Source organism: Rubritalea sp., from assembly GCF_039830215.1.
Taxonomy (GTDB): Bacteria; Verrucomicrobiota; Verrucomicrobiia; order Verrucomicrobiales; family Akkermansiaceae; genus Rubritalea.
The window spans coordinates 10,234-25,193 of sequence record NZ_JBDOPO010000371.1; the positions used below are offsets into that span (position 1 = coordinate 10,234).

Annotated in this window: 15 protein-coding genes and 1 other RNA gene; 10 read left to right on the forward strand and 6 right to left on the reverse strand. The window is 47.3% G+C overall.

The features are described from left to right. The 3 genes from ABGY95_RS12715 to ABGY95_RS12725 all read right to left on the reverse strand — a co-directional run. Positions 1 to 549: TAT-variant-translocated molybdopterin oxidoreductase (locus tag ABGY95_RS12715; RefSeq protein ID WP_347442060.1), on the reverse strand; the 549-nt coding region annotated here is incomplete at its 3' end. Between the two features lie 35 nt (positions 550 to 584). Further along, on the reverse strand, positions 585 to 1,331 hold the full coding sequence (locus ABGY95_RS12720; RefSeq protein ID WP_347442061.1) for a cytochrome c3 family protein: 747 nt from the start codon (positions 1,329 to 1,331) through the stop codon (positions 585 to 587). A gap of 1,262 nt (positions 1,332 to 2,593) precedes the next feature. Further along, positions 2,594 to 3,526: a 2-dehydropantoate 2-reductase gene (locus tag ABGY95_RS12725; RefSeq protein WP_347442062.1), complete on the reverse strand. Its 933-nt coding sequence runs from the start codon at positions 3,524 to 3,526 to the stop codon at positions 2,594 to 2,596. A gap of 271 nt (positions 3,527 to 3,797) precedes the next feature. On the opposite strand from ABGY95_RS12725, the gene ABGY95_RS12730 reads away from it, so the two are divergent. The 3 genes from ABGY95_RS12730 to ABGY95_RS12740 all read left to right on the forward strand — a co-directional run bounded on the left by ABGY95_RS12730 (position 3,798) and on the right by ABGY95_RS12740 (position 6,059). Next, complete coding sequence (locus ABGY95_RS12730; protein WP_347442063.1) at positions 3,798 to 4,001, forward strand: hypothetical protein; 204 nt, start codon at positions 3,798 to 3,800, stop codon at positions 3,999 to 4,001. A gap of 97 nt (positions 4,002 to 4,098) precedes the next feature. Continuing rightward, positions 4,099 to 4,998, forward strand: a complete 900-nt coding sequence (pyrB, locus tag ABGY95_RS12735; RefSeq protein ID WP_347442064.1) for an aspartate carbamoyltransferase — start codon at positions 4,099 to 4,101, stop codon at positions 4,996 to 4,998. 773 nt (positions 4,999 to 5,771) lie between these two features. Further along, on the forward strand, positions 5,772 to 6,059 hold the full coding sequence (locus ABGY95_RS12740) for a hypothetical protein (RefSeq protein ID WP_347442065.1): 288 nt from the start codon (positions 5,772 to 5,774) through the stop codon (positions 6,057 to 6,059). Positions 6,060 to 6,382: 323 nt separating this feature from the next. On the opposite strand, the gene ABGY95_RS12745 is transcribed toward ABGY95_RS12740, so the two are convergent. Next, positions 6,383 to 6,718, reverse strand: a complete 336-nt coding sequence (locus ABGY95_RS12745) for a hypothetical protein (RefSeq protein ID WP_347442066.1) — start codon at positions 6,716 to 6,718, stop codon at positions 6,383 to 6,385. Between the two features lie 677 nt (positions 6,719 to 7,395). On the opposite strand from ABGY95_RS12745, the gene tgt reads away from it, so the two are divergent. The 4 genes from tgt (at position 7,396) to ABGY95_RS12765 (ending at position 11,040) form a co-directional block, all read left to right on the forward strand. Continuing rightward, positions 7,396 to 8,571, forward strand: coding sequence for a tRNA guanosine(34) transglycosylase Tgt (gene tgt, locus ABGY95_RS12750; protein ID WP_347442067.1), 1,176 nt, complete (start codon positions 7,396 to 7,398; stop codon positions 8,569 to 8,571). 12 nt (positions 8,572 to 8,583) lie between these two features. Further along, complete coding sequence (yajC, locus tag ABGY95_RS12755; RefSeq protein ID WP_347442068.1) at positions 8,584 to 8,901, forward strand: preprotein translocase subunit YajC; 318 nt, start codon at positions 8,584 to 8,586, stop codon at positions 8,899 to 8,901. Between the two features lie 114 nt (positions 8,902 to 9,015). Then, positions 9,016 to 10,149: a lipid-A-disaccharide synthase gene (lpxB, locus tag ABGY95_RS12760; RefSeq protein ID WP_347442069.1), complete on the forward strand. Its 1,134-nt coding sequence runs from the start codon at positions 9,016 to 9,018 to the stop codon at positions 10,147 to 10,149. Between the two features lie 57 nt (positions 10,150 to 10,206). Next, entirely contained in the window at positions 10,207 to 11,040 is an 834-nt protein-coding gene (locus ABGY95_RS12765; RefSeq protein ID WP_347442070.1) for a hypothetical protein, read from the forward strand. A 7-nt stretch (positions 11,041 to 11,047) separates the two neighbouring features. Here ABGY95_RS12765 and ABGY95_RS12770 read toward each other — a convergent pair whose 3' ends face one another. Continuing rightward, positions 11,048 to 11,821, reverse strand: a complete 774-nt coding sequence (locus ABGY95_RS12770) for a hypothetical protein (protein WP_347442071.1) — start codon at positions 11,819 to 11,821, stop codon at positions 11,048 to 11,050. Continuing rightward, complete coding sequence (locus tag ABGY95_RS12775) at positions 11,809 to 12,510, reverse strand: glycerophosphodiester phosphodiesterase family protein (protein ID WP_347442072.1); 702 nt, start codon at positions 12,508 to 12,510, stop codon at positions 11,809 to 11,811. The genes ABGY95_RS12770 and ABGY95_RS12775 overlap by 13 nt, the downstream gene beginning before the upstream one ends. A 53-nt stretch (positions 12,511 to 12,563) precedes the next feature. Between ABGY95_RS12775 and ABGY95_RS12780 the strand changes: the two genes are divergently transcribed. The 3 genes from ABGY95_RS12780 (at position 12,564) to ABGY95_RS12790 (ending at position 14,766) form a co-directional block, all read left to right on the forward strand. Beyond that, positions 12,564 to 13,994, forward strand: coding sequence for a glycerol-3-phosphate dehydrogenase/oxidase (locus ABGY95_RS12780; RefSeq protein WP_347442073.1), 1,431 nt, complete (start codon positions 12,564 to 12,566; stop codon positions 13,992 to 13,994). Between the two features lie 84 nt (positions 13,995 to 14,078). Next, positions 14,079 to 14,258: non-coding RNA, 6S RNA (gene ssrS / locus ABGY95_RS12785), on the forward strand. A 112-nt stretch (positions 14,259 to 14,370) separates the two neighbouring features. Beyond that, on the forward strand, positions 14,371 to 14,766 hold the full coding sequence (locus ABGY95_RS12790) for a hypothetical protein (protein WP_347442074.1): 396 nt from the start codon (positions 14,371 to 14,373) through the stop codon (positions 14,764 to 14,766). The last annotated feature ends 194 nt before the right edge of the window (positions 14,767 to 14,960 follow it).

Below are 14,960 nucleotides of genomic sequence, written 5' to 3' on the forward strand. Positions count from 1 at the left end.
TGACTTGGAAAGCTCAGTGAGCTGCTTCACAGCTGCAGCGCGAGACACCTTATCCCCCTTGTTGAGAAAATCACGTGAACGTGCTGGATTATACAAGTTAAGGACAGACGCCTGCATGAACGCATTGTGCCCATCGTTCTCAGGATGGATACGGTTTGGCTCAAGCTTAGTTGGGCGACCTTGGTAGTTTGTTACTACTGCTGGAATTGCGCCACCAGCCTGCGGCATGGAAGACGCATAGTAGAGTGGCTTACCTGGGATAACCCACTCAGGCGCATTCACGTAAGGAACGATAAGCTCTTCAGGACGGCGACAAGCAGCTAAACCGAACCCGGCAAGTGCTGTAGAAGCACCCATAACCTTAAGGAAATCACGACGAGATGACTCGCGATCATTTTCATCGATCATTGTCTCAGCAGCACGTGGAAATTCACGCTCTACCCACTGGCGGAGACCAGCTGTATCTTCGAGTTGGCCAGCGCTGCGCCATGCTTTAGTGGTGTTATCACCAGCTGGTACTTCAGGATGTTGCCATTTACGTTTGCTCATTTTCAGCAGAAAGGTTGGTAATTAGATAAAGTGGATTAGCGGTGGCAAGTTGCGCAGCTTTCTTTTGGCTGAACACTATGATGTTGCTTAATGAAGGAGCCGACAGTCTCTTGCACATCTTTTTCAGAAGCTGCTACATCGAACTCAGGATTGAAAGCTAAGAGTTGCTGAGCGAACTCAGGATGAGTCTCAACGTAATTCTTAGCGGTATACTCGAGATTAAAGACTTCCTCCAGAGGTCGGAGATGTTTCTCAGGCGCACGATGGCAATCTAGACAGAAACCCATGGAATGGTCCTTCGCCTGGAAAACTGTACGCATTTCATTAACTTGGCCGTGACAACTCACGCAGGAAATCCCACGATTTAGGTGAGCCGAGTGATTAAAGAAAACGTAATCAGGTGATTTATGGACACGCACCCACTTGACAGGATCACCAGTGTAACCCTCGTACGACTTGTCAATAGCGCGACGAAGCGGGACGAGCTTCTCACTATCAGTCTTCACGTGCTGGTGACAAGTCCAACAACGATCAGCCGTAGGGACATTAGCGTGACCAGACTCCTCCACGAATGAGTGACAGAGACGGCAATCAAGACCTAGCTGTTTAACATGCAACTCATGATCATATGGGATTGGTTGATCCGGCATATAGCCCACTCGCGTACTCTTTGGTGTCGCGTAGTAAGAAAATGAGACAACTACAAGGAGAGCCAGCGCTACTACACAGATAGCTATCTTAATTGGGATGAGATTGGAGTATCGTGGGAAAATGTTAGCCATGACGGTCTTTGCTTATATATGCTTGTGAAATTTTTCACAAGGCTTTTTTGAGTGCTATTTTGGCAGACCGAGTATCGACACGAAAAGCCACTTGGCAATGCGAAAAACCTCCACTTGATCAGTTTTTTCCTAAATCCTTCATCCCAAGACTTGCACAAAGACATTTCTGTGAAGACTTTTGTATAAAAACTAGTTAGGAAAAGTTAGACACCCGCTTGTGGGGGCCGATTTTTAATGATTAATTATGCTCAGATTCCACCTAGCTCAGGATCGAAATTTTAGCTGAAACCTGTTCGGGAGTTGACGAGGGCCACACCCTACCCCTGTTTTTCATGATGACAGCCCACTTCCCCATCAGAACTTTAACCTTAAAACGAACCTGAGGACCGGGGCTTCTCAGAGATTAACCATCATCCGTTCGGCTATGCACCATATAGAAGGCAATAAAATAACTCCACTCTCTCAATATATCATGAAACTTCACCACTCCACCCGCCCGCTTACCTCAGCACTTTAAACTACCTCCCTCTAGCAAGCCTCTGCCGACGAGATTACTTCAACTGAGTTGCCCGAGCACACTCTCCACACTTTTTCCTCCCACTATAAGCACACGCCAATGGTGTCACTTTTGTCAGTATTAACCTATTAGATCCTCGAGGAAAGCTGCTATTAAGCAACATAAGGTAAAACTGAGCGATATCAGCCAAGACAGCCAAGCGGACAACAAGACAGCTACACAAAGACTCAGAGCTGTTATTACCAAAAGCAAAGGTCGTGCTCGCTCCCCATCCATTGTGCGCGATGGATGCCTCAACAATGTTAGCTCTGATATCACCGCCAGAGTCCCCTACAAAAGGTCGCGAGATATAGCCTTTATCTCAATCCAGACAAATATTTGAATACAGACTCCAAGACTGAATGATCTAGAGGACCATAAGGTTGACAATTTGGATACTTCAAATCACAGGCTAAAATTGATAAACGCGACTAAAAAATTCACCATCGAAAGTCAGAAAATACTTTCATCACTCCAGAATCAAATATGCAACCTAACACGTTGATCCATTAATAAGAACCAAGAAAATTTCACTATTCGCAACACCTGAGGCGCTGAAACCAAACTAGGCTCTAGCAAAGTAAACTTCGTGCAAAAATCGATACCACCATCATGGTAACACAGCTGCTCGCCACTCAACACTCAAGGAATTCGACGACACACCTTCCTCTTGATCCTCTAAAACGTAACACAATCAAACTAGATTCTAAAATCCGCAGTGCCCCCCATCTAAGGCAACCTTTATCCTAGCTGTCAGTTCTTCCATTTCAGGCACACTCACAGCTAGACGCCGAGCCGCCTTAAGCGGGATTCCCCAAATGGCCTCAAATTCGACGGATCGGCCTTCGACAAAATCAATCATACTGGATGGCCTGTAGGAGCCCATTGGCAAGGTGATCTCAACTTGTTGATCGATAAAAACCTGAGGAATTTCATGCCCTAGGGCTGCCGCCACAGCAATCACCTCGGCCATAATTGCGCGCACCTTTGACTCTAAACCACGTTCATGCAGCAACACCGCAGTATCTACTCCCCCTTCGGCAATTGCTAAACCATTGAAAGGCACATTCCACACCAATTTCATCCATAAAGCCTTCTCCAGAGAATCGACCGCTTCACAAGGAACAACTGAATCACTAAAAACCTCCGCCAACTTCTCAAGCCGCGCACTCTTGCCGCCGACAAATTCACCAATACGAATCAAGCCAGATGCGGTGTGCGAGATCACCCCCGGGCTCAATCGATTGATACACACAAAACAAAGGCCAGCCATAATTCTACTAGGACCAAACAACTCGGCGAGATGCTCACAATTCCCCAAGCCGTTCTGTAAGGTGAGAATAGCTGTTTGCGGACCAAGCAATGGAGCAATCACTGCCTGAGCCATAACATTCGACGTGGTCTTCCACGCTACAATCACCAGATCCACCGGCCCGATTGCCTCAGAACTCTGAGCACACTGGATGTCGTCGAGGTGGAAATCTCCCGCCACGCTACACACTTCAAGCCCACACTCTTTGACCTGCTGGTAGTCAGCACGCAACAAAAAGCTAACATCCTCACCCGCCTGCGCTAGACGCGCTCCATAATACGAGCCCACAGCCCCAGCTCCAACAATTGCTACTCTTCCTAGTCTCATGTGTTACCCAAATCAATAGCTAAGGAAGAGTTGACCCGCAACAAAAAGCAACAACCTTATACCGTGATCACATGATAACTATATAGTTTCAAAAAAAACTCATAGACAATCGAATTCCCCAGTGTCGTAAATCCAGCATCCCTTGAGCCTGTACTCAAGCTCACAGCTTTGTCACTGAGCACATTATGATCAGCTAAGCCGTGAAAATCTAAACAAAAGTAACCCCAAGACACGAAGCCAATAGCGTATTAAAGTATCTGACTGCTCATCGGTGGGCGAATTAGCCAAAAAACAGACAAATGAACGTAAGAACAGACACCTCCGTGCCGAATTCTTACCAGAATTAGAAGCTTTGGTTGGTGACTGGATAGAGAAGGCACCGACTCTACAACCAACGAAGAAGACTCCAATAGCTAAAGCGGGATCTATGGCATACCAAATTCCCCCTAAGACCAAACTACCTGCCTCATCTTAAAACCACTTTAAAAGAATGCCCCGAAAGAGAACTGATCCCGAAAAACGACATTTCACACTTTCCAGATCAATCATCTAACTTCATATTTCCAAGAGATATGAACCACGTCCTCACTGCCGACCAATTTTCCCGCGCCGACCTTGATCGTATCATGCAGCGCTCCACTGAAATGGAAACCATCATCAAACAAGGCGGTTCAAAGATGTGTGACGGCAAAATTTTGGGAGCACTCTTTTACGAGCCATCCACCCGCACCCGTCTGTCCTTTGAGACAGCTATGCTCCGCCTCGGTGGCAATGTCATCTCTGAGAGCGACGTCACGTTTTCCTCTCAGTCAAAAGGTGAAGTCATCGAAGACACCATCCGCATCGTTGGTGGCTACTCAGATGTCATCACGATCCGCACTAAGGTCAAAGGTGAGGCAAAAATAGCAGCCCACTACTCTCCTGTCCCCATCCTCAATGGGGGTGACGGCAGTGGCGAACACCCTACTCAATCACTGCTAGACCTTTACACCATAGTCAAGCATCACAAGATTGGTAGCGAAAAGCTAAAGGTAGCCTTCGTCGGCGACCTCAAATATGGCCGGACAGTCCATTCGCTCGCCAAAATTCTGCGCAATTACGATGGAGTAACTCTCGATTTCGTTGCACCCTCAGTCATCCAAATGCCCGATGAATACATCCACGAAAGTGACATTATCCACACGGATCTGACTAAAGAAGTCCTCCAGACTGCTGATGTCATCTACGACACACGCATGCAGAAAGAGCGCTTCGAAGATATCAACCAATTCAACCAAGTCAAAAACGCCTTCATCTTCACCCCTGAAATGGTCAGCCAGATGAAACCTGACGCAACCTTGATGCACCCACTACCACGGGTCAACGAGATCATGCAGCGCGTTGACACACTACCACAAGCGCGTTACTTTGAACAAGCCCTCAATGGAGTACCAGTACGCATGAGCCTCATTGCTGAAGCTCTAGCAGTTTAGTTTAGCCCCACCTTACTTCAACTCCCTGCTTAAAGCCAGAAATAGGCTCGACCTACCATCCGAGTCTTGTCCGACTTCCCAGATAATTACCCCTCGGACCTTTTCGCGGCGAATCAGCCTTGATTTAACAAAGCTGCTAGGCTGACCATCTCCAAATTAGCCACCCACCAGCAGAGAATTAAACCTCTCTAGACCATAATCCTTCATCAATGGAGCATAGGTTTTGACCTTCTCTCTGAAGTCTATTTTTGGCTTTAGGATGCAGCGCCAATACAAAGTTTTTCTTTTGACTCCCCATTCCTTGCTCAATCTTTGACTACCTTCTCCGCGCGACTTACTTCGCACTGCATACCTCGCCCATTTTTCGTGCGTTCTTCCGACACATTTTCTGCAATTGAGCCAAATGCGGCTTTCCTTCAGCAGACATCTTAATCTCCCCCGTTTCCGCTATTTCAGAACCAAACTACACAATAGCCGTACAGAGCTTAGCCCGATCCTGAACGGCATCGTTGATTCTATAATCTTTCAATTAGCCGATAATATCAGCCGTATGACCAAAAGAATGAATGAACAGCAGCGGCAATAATATCCACTATTTCATAGTCTGATAATACATACAAAAGACGCTACCTTTTCACGACCATAATTTATTTTTCAATACCCCTCAATTTAAGAAAACTAGGATCGTCAAAACTATTTGCCAAATCGCTATTTCTGCGTTTCTCTTTGAGGCTCTCAGCCATAGGTGCTGAGGACCGCCAAAAACTACTACCATGCCGTCTCAAACTCTCCTCAAATCCGCCCATTCTGGCAACCCAATGCCCGATGGACTCAACAGCTCACACCAAGCCCTCTGGTTAGAGCAATCTGGCAACTGGCAAGAAGCCCACGATATGTGTGAATCAGTCCCCGATCCAGCCGGTTCATGGATCCACGCATACTTACATCGCGTCGAAGGCGACCTCTCTAACGCATCCTATTGGTACCACCGAGCCAGCAAAGAAATACCCACCTGCAGCTTAGAGCAAGAATGGCTCCAACTGGTCGATGCCCTGGCGTGACCCCCCTCCAGAGGTTCCGCGCTCTACAACAGGAATTAGGATTGATGCGGTTTAAATAAATGCGACAGATTCGCCATCTATGTACTATGCAATCGACCTCTATCTTCTTCACTCTCCTCCTAGGCCCAGACACTGTCACAGAATCTATGAACCTCCGTAACATATCATTAGCTCAGGCCAAAAGGCGGTGCTAAAAAAATAAAGACCTCTCCTCAGTTTATAACATCCACAAAAAAACGAGCCACAGGTTACCCCGTGACTCGTTTCTATTTCACCCTCGAGACAGGGCTATTCCAATACAATTTGAGTGTTTTAAATGGAGGCTACGCCGCTTGGTCTGCTAGCTCACCGTAACCAGCTAGGTTGGCACTTTGCTGCAGAGCGCAGAGCAACACCTGACGAGCACGCACACGTGGAGCTTCTTCCACAGCCCTGTAAGCTGCTCGGTAGTCTGCTAGCGCCACTACTCCGAAATCGCGGTTTTGATCCGTCAACTGAAGCACCGTGTCCACCAGCAAACCAGGCTCTTCGTCCAGAATAGCCAGTACATTGCGCACCAGCATCGCTGATCCAATTTGCTCCTTGGCGGTCAATTCAATCAAAAGCTCAAGTTCATTAGGAGCGGTCACTGGCTCGGTTGTCGTATTTTTAGTTGTCATTTTGGATAATTGGTTTTGAGGATCACCCTCATTTATAAAGTTATTTATTATATTTTATTAATACAGGGATATATAAACCCGTTATTGCACCGACCTTTCACAGATCGATTTATTGTTTAGTGTCCCGTCTAGGGCAGCAAGTGTCTCACAGTTGAAAACGCGATCGGCCGCTTGCGTCTTTCATGGAAGTTCGACATCCAATTCATTGGAGTGGCTTACCAAACTAGAATTCGAGCACAAAAAAACTCGCTTCCAGTTTTGGAAAGCGAGCAACATTGAATTCGTATCTATTGTAGTATACTTGTTTATGCAGCTCGCGTTTCTCCTTTCTGTTTAGAAGTCCCATGGCAAATAAAGGAATGTTTCTGAAAACCGCCAGACATCATACCTGACCAAGATGCCCCTGAGGAAATCTTGCTAGAATAAGAATATGGATAGTTGCTTGGCATCATTTGAGTTGCTTTACGGATTACAACTATGCGAGAATTTCAAATAGCGCAACCTTAAAGTTATTATTCCACGTCAAAATTTCGTCATACACTCTCCAAAAACTATTCCGTTTAGAGATATAGCAAGCAACTATCTAGCTGGCCTGAATACAGCAAATACCTATAGACCACTATCATTGACCTACGCATCATTCCGTGTTTACAAGTCTCTAAGCAAATTTCTAAGGAATGTTCAAACTTCTCAAGACCGACGAAAAAACAAAGGCACGCCGTGGTGAACTCACCACTGCTCACGGAGTCATTCAGACTCCCATTTTCATGCCTGTAGGCACTCAAGGAACAGTCAAGACCCTACACCCAGATGACCTCGTCGATCTAGGATCGCAAATCATCTTAGGTAACACCTACCACCTCAATCTTCGCCCAGGTCTCGAAGTTGTTCGTGCTGCAAAAGGACTCCATCAGTTCTCTAGTTGGGACAAACCCATTCTCACAGACTCCGGAGGCTTCCAGGTCTGGTCACTAGCTAAATTACGTAAAATTTCTGAAAAAGGAGTCGAGTTCGCCAACCACCTCGATGGCTCAAAAATGATGATGACTCCTGAAGATAGCATGGAAATTCAAGCTACCCTAGGCTCAGATATCGCCATGCTCTTCGACGAGTGCCCGCCATACCCGTGTGATGAAAAATACGCTGAAGACTCACTCGCGCTCACCACCCGATGGGCTAAACGCTGTAAAATTTGGCACGACGAGAATATCGAAAAAGTCGTCCCATGGCAGCTTGATCCCAGCCTGATCGATGACGCTAAAAAAACAGCTGTAAAGCGCCAACTCGCCTTTGGCATTGTCCAAGGCTCCACGTTTGCACACCTCCGTGAACGCTCGGCAAAGGAACTCATCGAGATCGGCTTTGACGGCTACGCCGTCGGCGGCATCTCCGTTGGTGAACCAGAACACGAAATGATCCGGGCCATCGACAATGCAGTCCCTCACCTACCAGAGGACAAGCCGCGTTACGCCATGGGTCTCGGGACTCCTCCTCAAATGCTTGAAATGATAGCACGCGGAGTAGATATGTTTGACTGTGTCATGCCAACCCGCGTGGCTCGTCACGGACTAGCGTTCACTCATGATGGCCCGATTCACATCAAAAACAAAGAATTCGAGCTTGATCAACGCCCGCTCACTGAAACCACCCACCCAAGCGTCAGACGCTTTACGCGCAGCTACATCCGACACCTTTGGCGAGCCAAGGAAATGCTCGCTTTAAGATTGCTTTCCTACCACAATCTGCATTTTTACCTACAACTCATGGAGCAAGCGCGTGAAGCCATTGACGCTGGAACATTCTCTGAATTCAAGGAAGCCTTCATCGCTCGTTACACAGGAAATCCTAAATAAAACGTAATCATTATGACTAACACATTCACATCTCTAGCAGCACAAAGCGGTGACCCTATGGGCACAATCATCATGTTCGGCATTCTTTTTGTCGTCATGTGGGTTGTCATGATCCGTCCACAACAAAAGCGCCAAAAGGAACTCAAAACAAAACAGGAGGCTCTTAAAGTCGGTGACCAAGTCATCACTATCGGAGGAATGCACGCCTCAGTAAATTCTGTCAGTGAGAAAACAGTCTCATTACGCATCGCCGACAACACATTCGTGAAGTACGATCGCTCGGCAATCGCCACTATTATCACAAAAAAAGCCAACAAGACTGACAAGTAAGGCTCGCCACAAACTTAATTTCTTAAAGGCCCCTCGAACTGAGTGGGCCTTTTTTACAACATCTTTGCACTTCTACCTTCTCTACTCCCGTTTCACCCTCTATACAATCAATCAGTGAGTAACACTTCCATCTACCTCATCGCAGGTGAAGTCAGCGGCGACACCCATGGTGCCGAGCTGATGCATGTGCTCAAAGACTCTATTCCAGGCGTTAGTCTGCTAGGAACTGGTGGCCCTGAGATGCGTGAAGCGAGTAATGGAGCCACCCGCGATTGGGTGGAAGACGCCGCAGTCATGGGTATATGGGAGGTCCTCAAACACTACTCTTGGTTCAAGGAACAGTTCGATCTCATACTTAAAGAGGTGATCAAAGCTAAGCCCGATGCGCTGGTTCTCATCGACTATCCAGGTTTCAACCTCCGTATGGCTAAAGCCGTCCGCGAGGCCCTACCAAAAACTAAGATCATCTACTACATCAGCCCACAAGTCTGGGCATGGAACAAGGGCCGCATCCCCAAAATGGCGGAACTGCTCGACCAGATGATCTGTATTTTTCCCTTCGAAAAGCCTATTTTCGAGGAAGCCGGACTTCCTACCGAATTCGTTGGTCACCCAATCGTTGACGAACTCATTGAAAAGAAAATAGCTACCCAGCGTGACCCGAAACTCATCGGGCTCTTTCCCGGTAGCCGCGAACGAGAAGTTGCTCGACTCTTCCCAGTAATGTTAGAAACTGCTAGGCGACTTAGCAGCGAACATCCACTCATCAAATTCCAAGCCCCAGCAGCCTCGGAGAGGCTCGCCATTCAGATGCGTGCATTGCTAGAAAAAGCCGAACTCTCGGAAGAGCTTGTAGTCATCACTACAGGTGATAGCCATGCACTCATGCAGAGTGCATGCTGTGGAGTCATTGCAAGTGGAACTGCAACACTTGAAGCCGCCTATTATGGGCTCCCCTATTGCCTCATGTATCGCATCGCCTGGCCGACTTATTTTATTGGAAAGATGCTTGTAAAGGTCGATTACATTGGACTCGTGAATATCCTCGCAGGCAAGCAAGTCGTTGAAGAATTCATCCAAGGAGATGCCGACCCATGCCACATTAAGTACGCTCTCGACAAGTTTTTGGTCGATTCCGAGTTTACCGATACAGTGAAAGCTGAACTCGCTGAAACCGCCGCTAAACTCGGTGAACCTGGCTGCCACCAACGCGCGGCTCAGTGTGTTCTAAAAGTACTTGCAAGTTAGCAACTCCAGCAGGACAGCATCCTCATTGTCAGACCAATGACAAACAAACAACTTACTATGTCTAAATCTACCGACAATAAAAGTGCTCGCAAATTTTGGTGGATCATCATGATTCTTCCTATCGGTCTCGTCATCGGCACTGTGACAAGTGTGATCAACCACCTCCGTCAAAACGAAGAAAAAGAAGCCCAGTTAGAATTTAAAGTTGCTGTAGCCCTCAACGCCAAAGACATTCAAATAGCAATGGAGCGGGCTCAGCTGCTTGGAGAGCGCAATCTCTCCACAAAACTTGGAAGAAAGAACACTAGTTCTGTGAGCCGCTTCATTCAAGGCTCTGTGAGTCCAGGAGGCACCGGAATTCAGTTCACAAAGGCCAACACCAACGCCAGCGGTGAAAATCAACTCCAGTTAGCTTATGCTGATATCGAAGGAGCTAAGAAAAATGAGTTTGTCGCAGTCGTCATCGAACTGATCGGTGAAAAAGGCCAAGCAGATACCGCTAAGCTGGGTCTCACCCCTTCACTTATTCGTTCTTTAGCTGAAGCAAATCCAACATACACCCTGCGCTTTATCCTCAGCCCGGAAACCCAAAGCGCTAGTAAACACGCACAGTCGTTACGTAGGAACACGCTCAGCTCTGAGAAACAAAAGCTCCACAAAGTCATCGTGCTTAAAGAACAGGACAGTGTCGACATCTCAGACCCTAACGACTGGAAAACCCTAGCATCCAGGCCAGCTCACTTGGCCTCAATGAGTAACTCGAATTTCCTAGAAATCACCCACCCAGTGCTTAGGAAGCAACCCACTGGACGGATTAGTCCAGAGCTAAGTAAGGCCACCCTCAAAGCAGCTGACCAGCTTCGTATGCTCATTCTAAAGCTAGCGGACTAATAAGTGACTACTCAATTGCGCAACGACTACGCACTGCTGCACGCGAGTAACTACGTGTGAGCATCTTTTTCAAGAACTCGTCTTCACGAGGTAGACTGTCCACATTTTTAATTTTTTGGATATTAGTCACCCTCGTAAAAATAGCCCACTTGATTGATTTTTTAGGCACCGACTTCACCCCGTAGCCTCCGGGTTGATTGCTAGACCAAAACTTCACATATTCCTCACCATGAAGTTGATAGGTGCCTAGGTAAACAACGAGGTGGCCATGCTCATATTTACCGATCTTGTCGGTCCAGAATATCTTCATAAAATCCCCTGGATGAGCTCTCGCGTAGGATTCAAAGTTGATTCCCATCCCCAAGTCTTTTGCTAGCTTCGCTGCCCCTGGCCCATTAGCATTCCAACGCCCCCAAACACCAACACCATCGCCTTGCCCAAGCATCAATAAGCGTTGTATTTCGCTAGGATTTAATTCTAACGCACCAGCTACTATCGCTTCCTGCGCCATCCCCAACAGCACGTGGTAGGTAGCCCCCGAGCAATAACTCGGCCTCGCCATTCTAGGCCTTAGATCTAGACCACCCCTTCGACTAGGCCTAATGGATTTACCCATAGCATTGTGAGCCTCCGGTCGAGTCGAATACCCACCACCGCGCGGCATTTTTTCTATACCCTTAATCACGGGTTCATTCTGAGGAATGGTCACCACATTCAGTTGAGTCGTGCAACTAATACAAAGCACCAGCAACGCGGTGAGCAGAACATTTACGTATCGCATAAGAAACGTAGTACCATCTCTGGGTCATCTGCAAAGCACGCATCCGCGCCCGAGGCTATAACCTTCTTCAAATCATCTAGACTCTTCACCGTATAACAAGCCACCCGCACTCCTCGCCCATGAGCCATTAGAACACTCGCTGGAGTTAGGATACCTAAACTTAGATTCACCCACTGAGCGCTTAATTTCTCGACCAGTTCTAGCGCTTCAGCGAATTGCCACGCGTGCCTGACCAATACAGCCACAGTCCAATCCCCAAGCTCACGCACTTCCCGAAGTTGCGACCACTCAAAGCTTGAAAGGATCACCTCGTCCCTCTTTTGACGTTGCAATAATAAAGAAACAACTGGCGCAGCAGTTCGCGGCCCTTTCAGTTCTATATTTACCTCAGCCTTCCCCAAACAAAGCTCCAACACCTCTCCTAGCGTGGGAATTCTCTCACCCATTCCAAAATCTAACTCCCTCAAACGCTGAAAGGTGTGACTATCCAATCTCCCCTTACCATTACTGGTCCTATCCACCTTCTCATCATGATGAACGACTAATTCTCCATCAACAAAATAGACATCCACTTCCACCATTTTACAGCCAAGCTCTAAAGCCTTCAGTATCCCTCTGAGCGTATTTTCAGGTTCGCCAGCAACACAGCCACGGTGACCAATCACCAGAAATGGGAGTTTCTCATTCACATCTTACTCTTTCATAGAGTAGTCTAGTAAAGCAACCCATAGTTTAAACTCACATGCCATCTGACCCACGTTCAAAACTCATCGATCAAGCTCAGAATGACGGACCGTGGGACATCATAGTCGTAGGAGGTGGAGCCACTGGGCTAGCCACAGCATGGGACGCCGCATCGCGCGGCTATAAGGTAGCCCTACTTGAGCAGGCTGATTTCGCTACCGCCACTTCTAGTCGTTCCACTAAACTCCTTCACGGGGGAGTAAGGTACTTGCAAAATGGTGAGCTAGGCCTAGTTCGTGAAGCCTTACACGAGCGAACACTACTCTTAAAAAATGCTCCTGAGTTTAGCCAACCAATGCGCTTCATTCTACCCACTCACCTTCCACTCTCCCGCTACTATTATAGGTTTGGCATGTGGCTCTACGACTCGCTTGCGGGAAAATCCAACATCAGACCAGCCGAACTTCTATCACAGCATGAACTATTAACTCAGCTACCAAACTACAAGAAGTCAAAGCCTACCGGTGGAATTGCCTACACCGATGCCCAGTTCGACGATGCTGCACTCGCTATAGCATTTGCCCAATGCATCAATAATTCTAACAACATAGCCATCAACTATGCCTCTGTTGAAAGACTCAATATAGGGCACGGGAAAATCACTGGTATCATAGCTAGAGATAGAGAGACGAATAAATCATGGACTATGGAGGCAAAGGTGGTCATCAATGCCACCGGCATATTCTCAGATGTGTTTCGTCAAGAAAACGACAGTAATATCAATTGGTCTATTCATACCTCAAGAGGCTCACACATAGTGGTCCAAAGTGAACCTCTTGGCTCAAATAACGCGCTTATCATTCCGAAAACAACCGACGGCAGAGTACTTTTCGCTGTTCCATGGAAAGGCCACACCATCATAGGTACCACCGATGAGCCATCAAATACCCCGGAACTGCACCCAACACCCACTGAGCAAGAACTATTCTTTCTCATCCAAGAGGCTCAATCAACTTTCAATCTTGACCCGCAGTCGATCACTAGCAGTTGGGCTGGTCTCAGACCACTTGTCAGCCGCTCAGGCAAATCTTCTACCGCATCTCTCTCACGCAAGCATATCATCGACATCTCCAGCAATGGCCTCATCTCTATTCTTGGAGGAAAATGGACCACCTGCAGAAAGATGGCTGAAGACACCATCGATACAGCCATTCTTAAACATGGACTCCCACTCCGCATCTGCAAAACTCAAGACCTCAAACTCACCGATCATGGAGCACAACCTCCTCTGGTCTCTATAAACACTGCCCCCGGCTACGACATCCCTCAAACAACCATCGAATCCTGCTTTCATGAAAGGTTCGCTAGAAATGCCGATGACATCCTAGCGCGTCGTACTCGCACAAGCATGCTTAACTCTCAGCTAGCAAAGGATCAAGGAGCTACAACTGAGCTAGCCCTCCAAAAACTTCGAAGCGCTGGGACCTAGCTCACTAGCCATAGACTCTGCCGTTAATTTGCTCTCTAATTGTTAGCGATTCCTGTTGATCAAAGCCCATTTTTATCTATATTTGCCCTGCTGCCATGTTCGTCCCTATATAGAACGAGTCCAGGCCGATATATAAATTACGGGAGCTGCCCCGGAGGGTTGATGTCACGCCTTTTTAGGAAGACAAAGATCCGATGGACGTTCCCACCTACTGAGCTTTCGGATCAGTGGCTTTAGTTCTATGGACGGCATGGCGGTATTTTTTATTTTCCCGATACCCGCCGACATCGCAATACACTATTTTGATTCGATTGCACCATAGGCTCATAAATAAACCTTGCATAAAGGTGGCATCTATCTAATAAGTTATAGCACTATGCCAAAAAAGACAACTAAAGTAGCAGCCGCTAAAACTGTCCAAGCTAAAACTCCGGCCGATAATTCTATAACAGTTCAGCCTAAAGCACGAAGCCGCGGCAAACGTTACTCAAACACCGAGAAAGCTGAAATCCTCACTTTTGTAGATAAGCATAATGCAGAAAGAGGCCGTGGTGGAGCCGCAGCTGCCTCTCGCAAATACAAGGTATCTCAGCTCACCATCGGCAACTGGCTCAAAGAGGCGGGCTCCCCATCACCAAGCCGCAAAACCAAGACTGGAGATATATCAAAAGTCCTTAAGCGCCTCGGCGACATCCACAAGAAAATGGCTAAAGTAGAAGAAGAACTAAGCACTTTACGTAAAGAATACGCATTCCTCAAGGCGCAACTCTAGTATAGTGGTCTAACTAACCTTCGAGCCACAACGGATAACCTAACTAGTGGTGGTTTTTAAATTGCCTCCCCCCAACAAAAAATCCTGACAGTCTGATAAGGCGCAGTACACACCTCTAAACTACCAAACTCTACACACACGGAATCTATTGCGCTATAGGCATTGCAGCTCCAGCGAATACTCGGGCTCCATTT

What these genes read in the sequence shown, in the direction of transcription:
- ABGY95_RS12780 (WP_347442073.1), top strand. Translation starts at nt 12,564, where the DNA reads ATGCCATCTGACCCACGTTCAAAACTCATCGATCAAGCTCAGAATGAC.
- tgt (WP_347442067.1), top strand. Translation starts at nt 7,396, where the DNA reads ATGTTCAAACTTCTCAAGACCGACGAAAAAACAAAGGCACGCCGTGGT.
- ABGY95_RS12770 (WP_347442071.1), bottom strand. Translation starts at nt 11,821, where the DNA reads ATGCGATACGTAAATGTTCTGCTCACCGCGTTGCTGGTGCTTTGTATT.
- ABGY95_RS12745 (WP_347442066.1), bottom strand. Translation starts at nt 6,718, where the DNA reads ATGACAACTAAAAATACGACAACCGAGCCAGTGACCGCTCCTAATGAA.
- ABGY95_RS12720 (WP_347442061.1), bottom strand. Translation starts at nt 1,331, where the DNA reads ATGGCTAACATTTTCCCACGATACTCCAATCTCATCCCAATTAAGATA.
- ABGY95_RS12790 (WP_347442074.1), top strand. Translation starts at nt 14,371, where the DNA reads ATGCCAAAAAAGACAACTAAAGTAGCAGCCGCTAAAACTGTCCAAGCT.
- pyrB (WP_347442064.1), top strand. Translation starts at nt 4,099, where the DNA reads ATGAACCACGTCCTCACTGCCGACCAATTTTCCCGCGCCGACCTTGAT.
- ABGY95_RS12765 (WP_347442070.1), top strand. Translation starts at nt 10,207, where the DNA reads ATGTCTAAATCTACCGACAATAAAAGTGCTCGCAAATTTTGGTGGATC.
- ABGY95_RS12740 (WP_347442065.1), top strand. Translation starts at nt 5,772, where the DNA reads ATGCCGTCTCAAACTCTCCTCAAATCCGCCCATTCTGGCAACCCAATG.
- yajC (WP_347442068.1), top strand. Translation starts at nt 8,584, where the DNA reads ATGACTAACACATTCACATCTCTAGCAGCACAAAGCGGTGACCCTATG.
- ABGY95_RS12725 (WP_347442062.1), bottom strand. Translation starts at nt 3,526, where the DNA reads ATGAGACTAGGAAGAGTAGCAATTGTTGGAGCTGGGGCTGTGGGCTCG.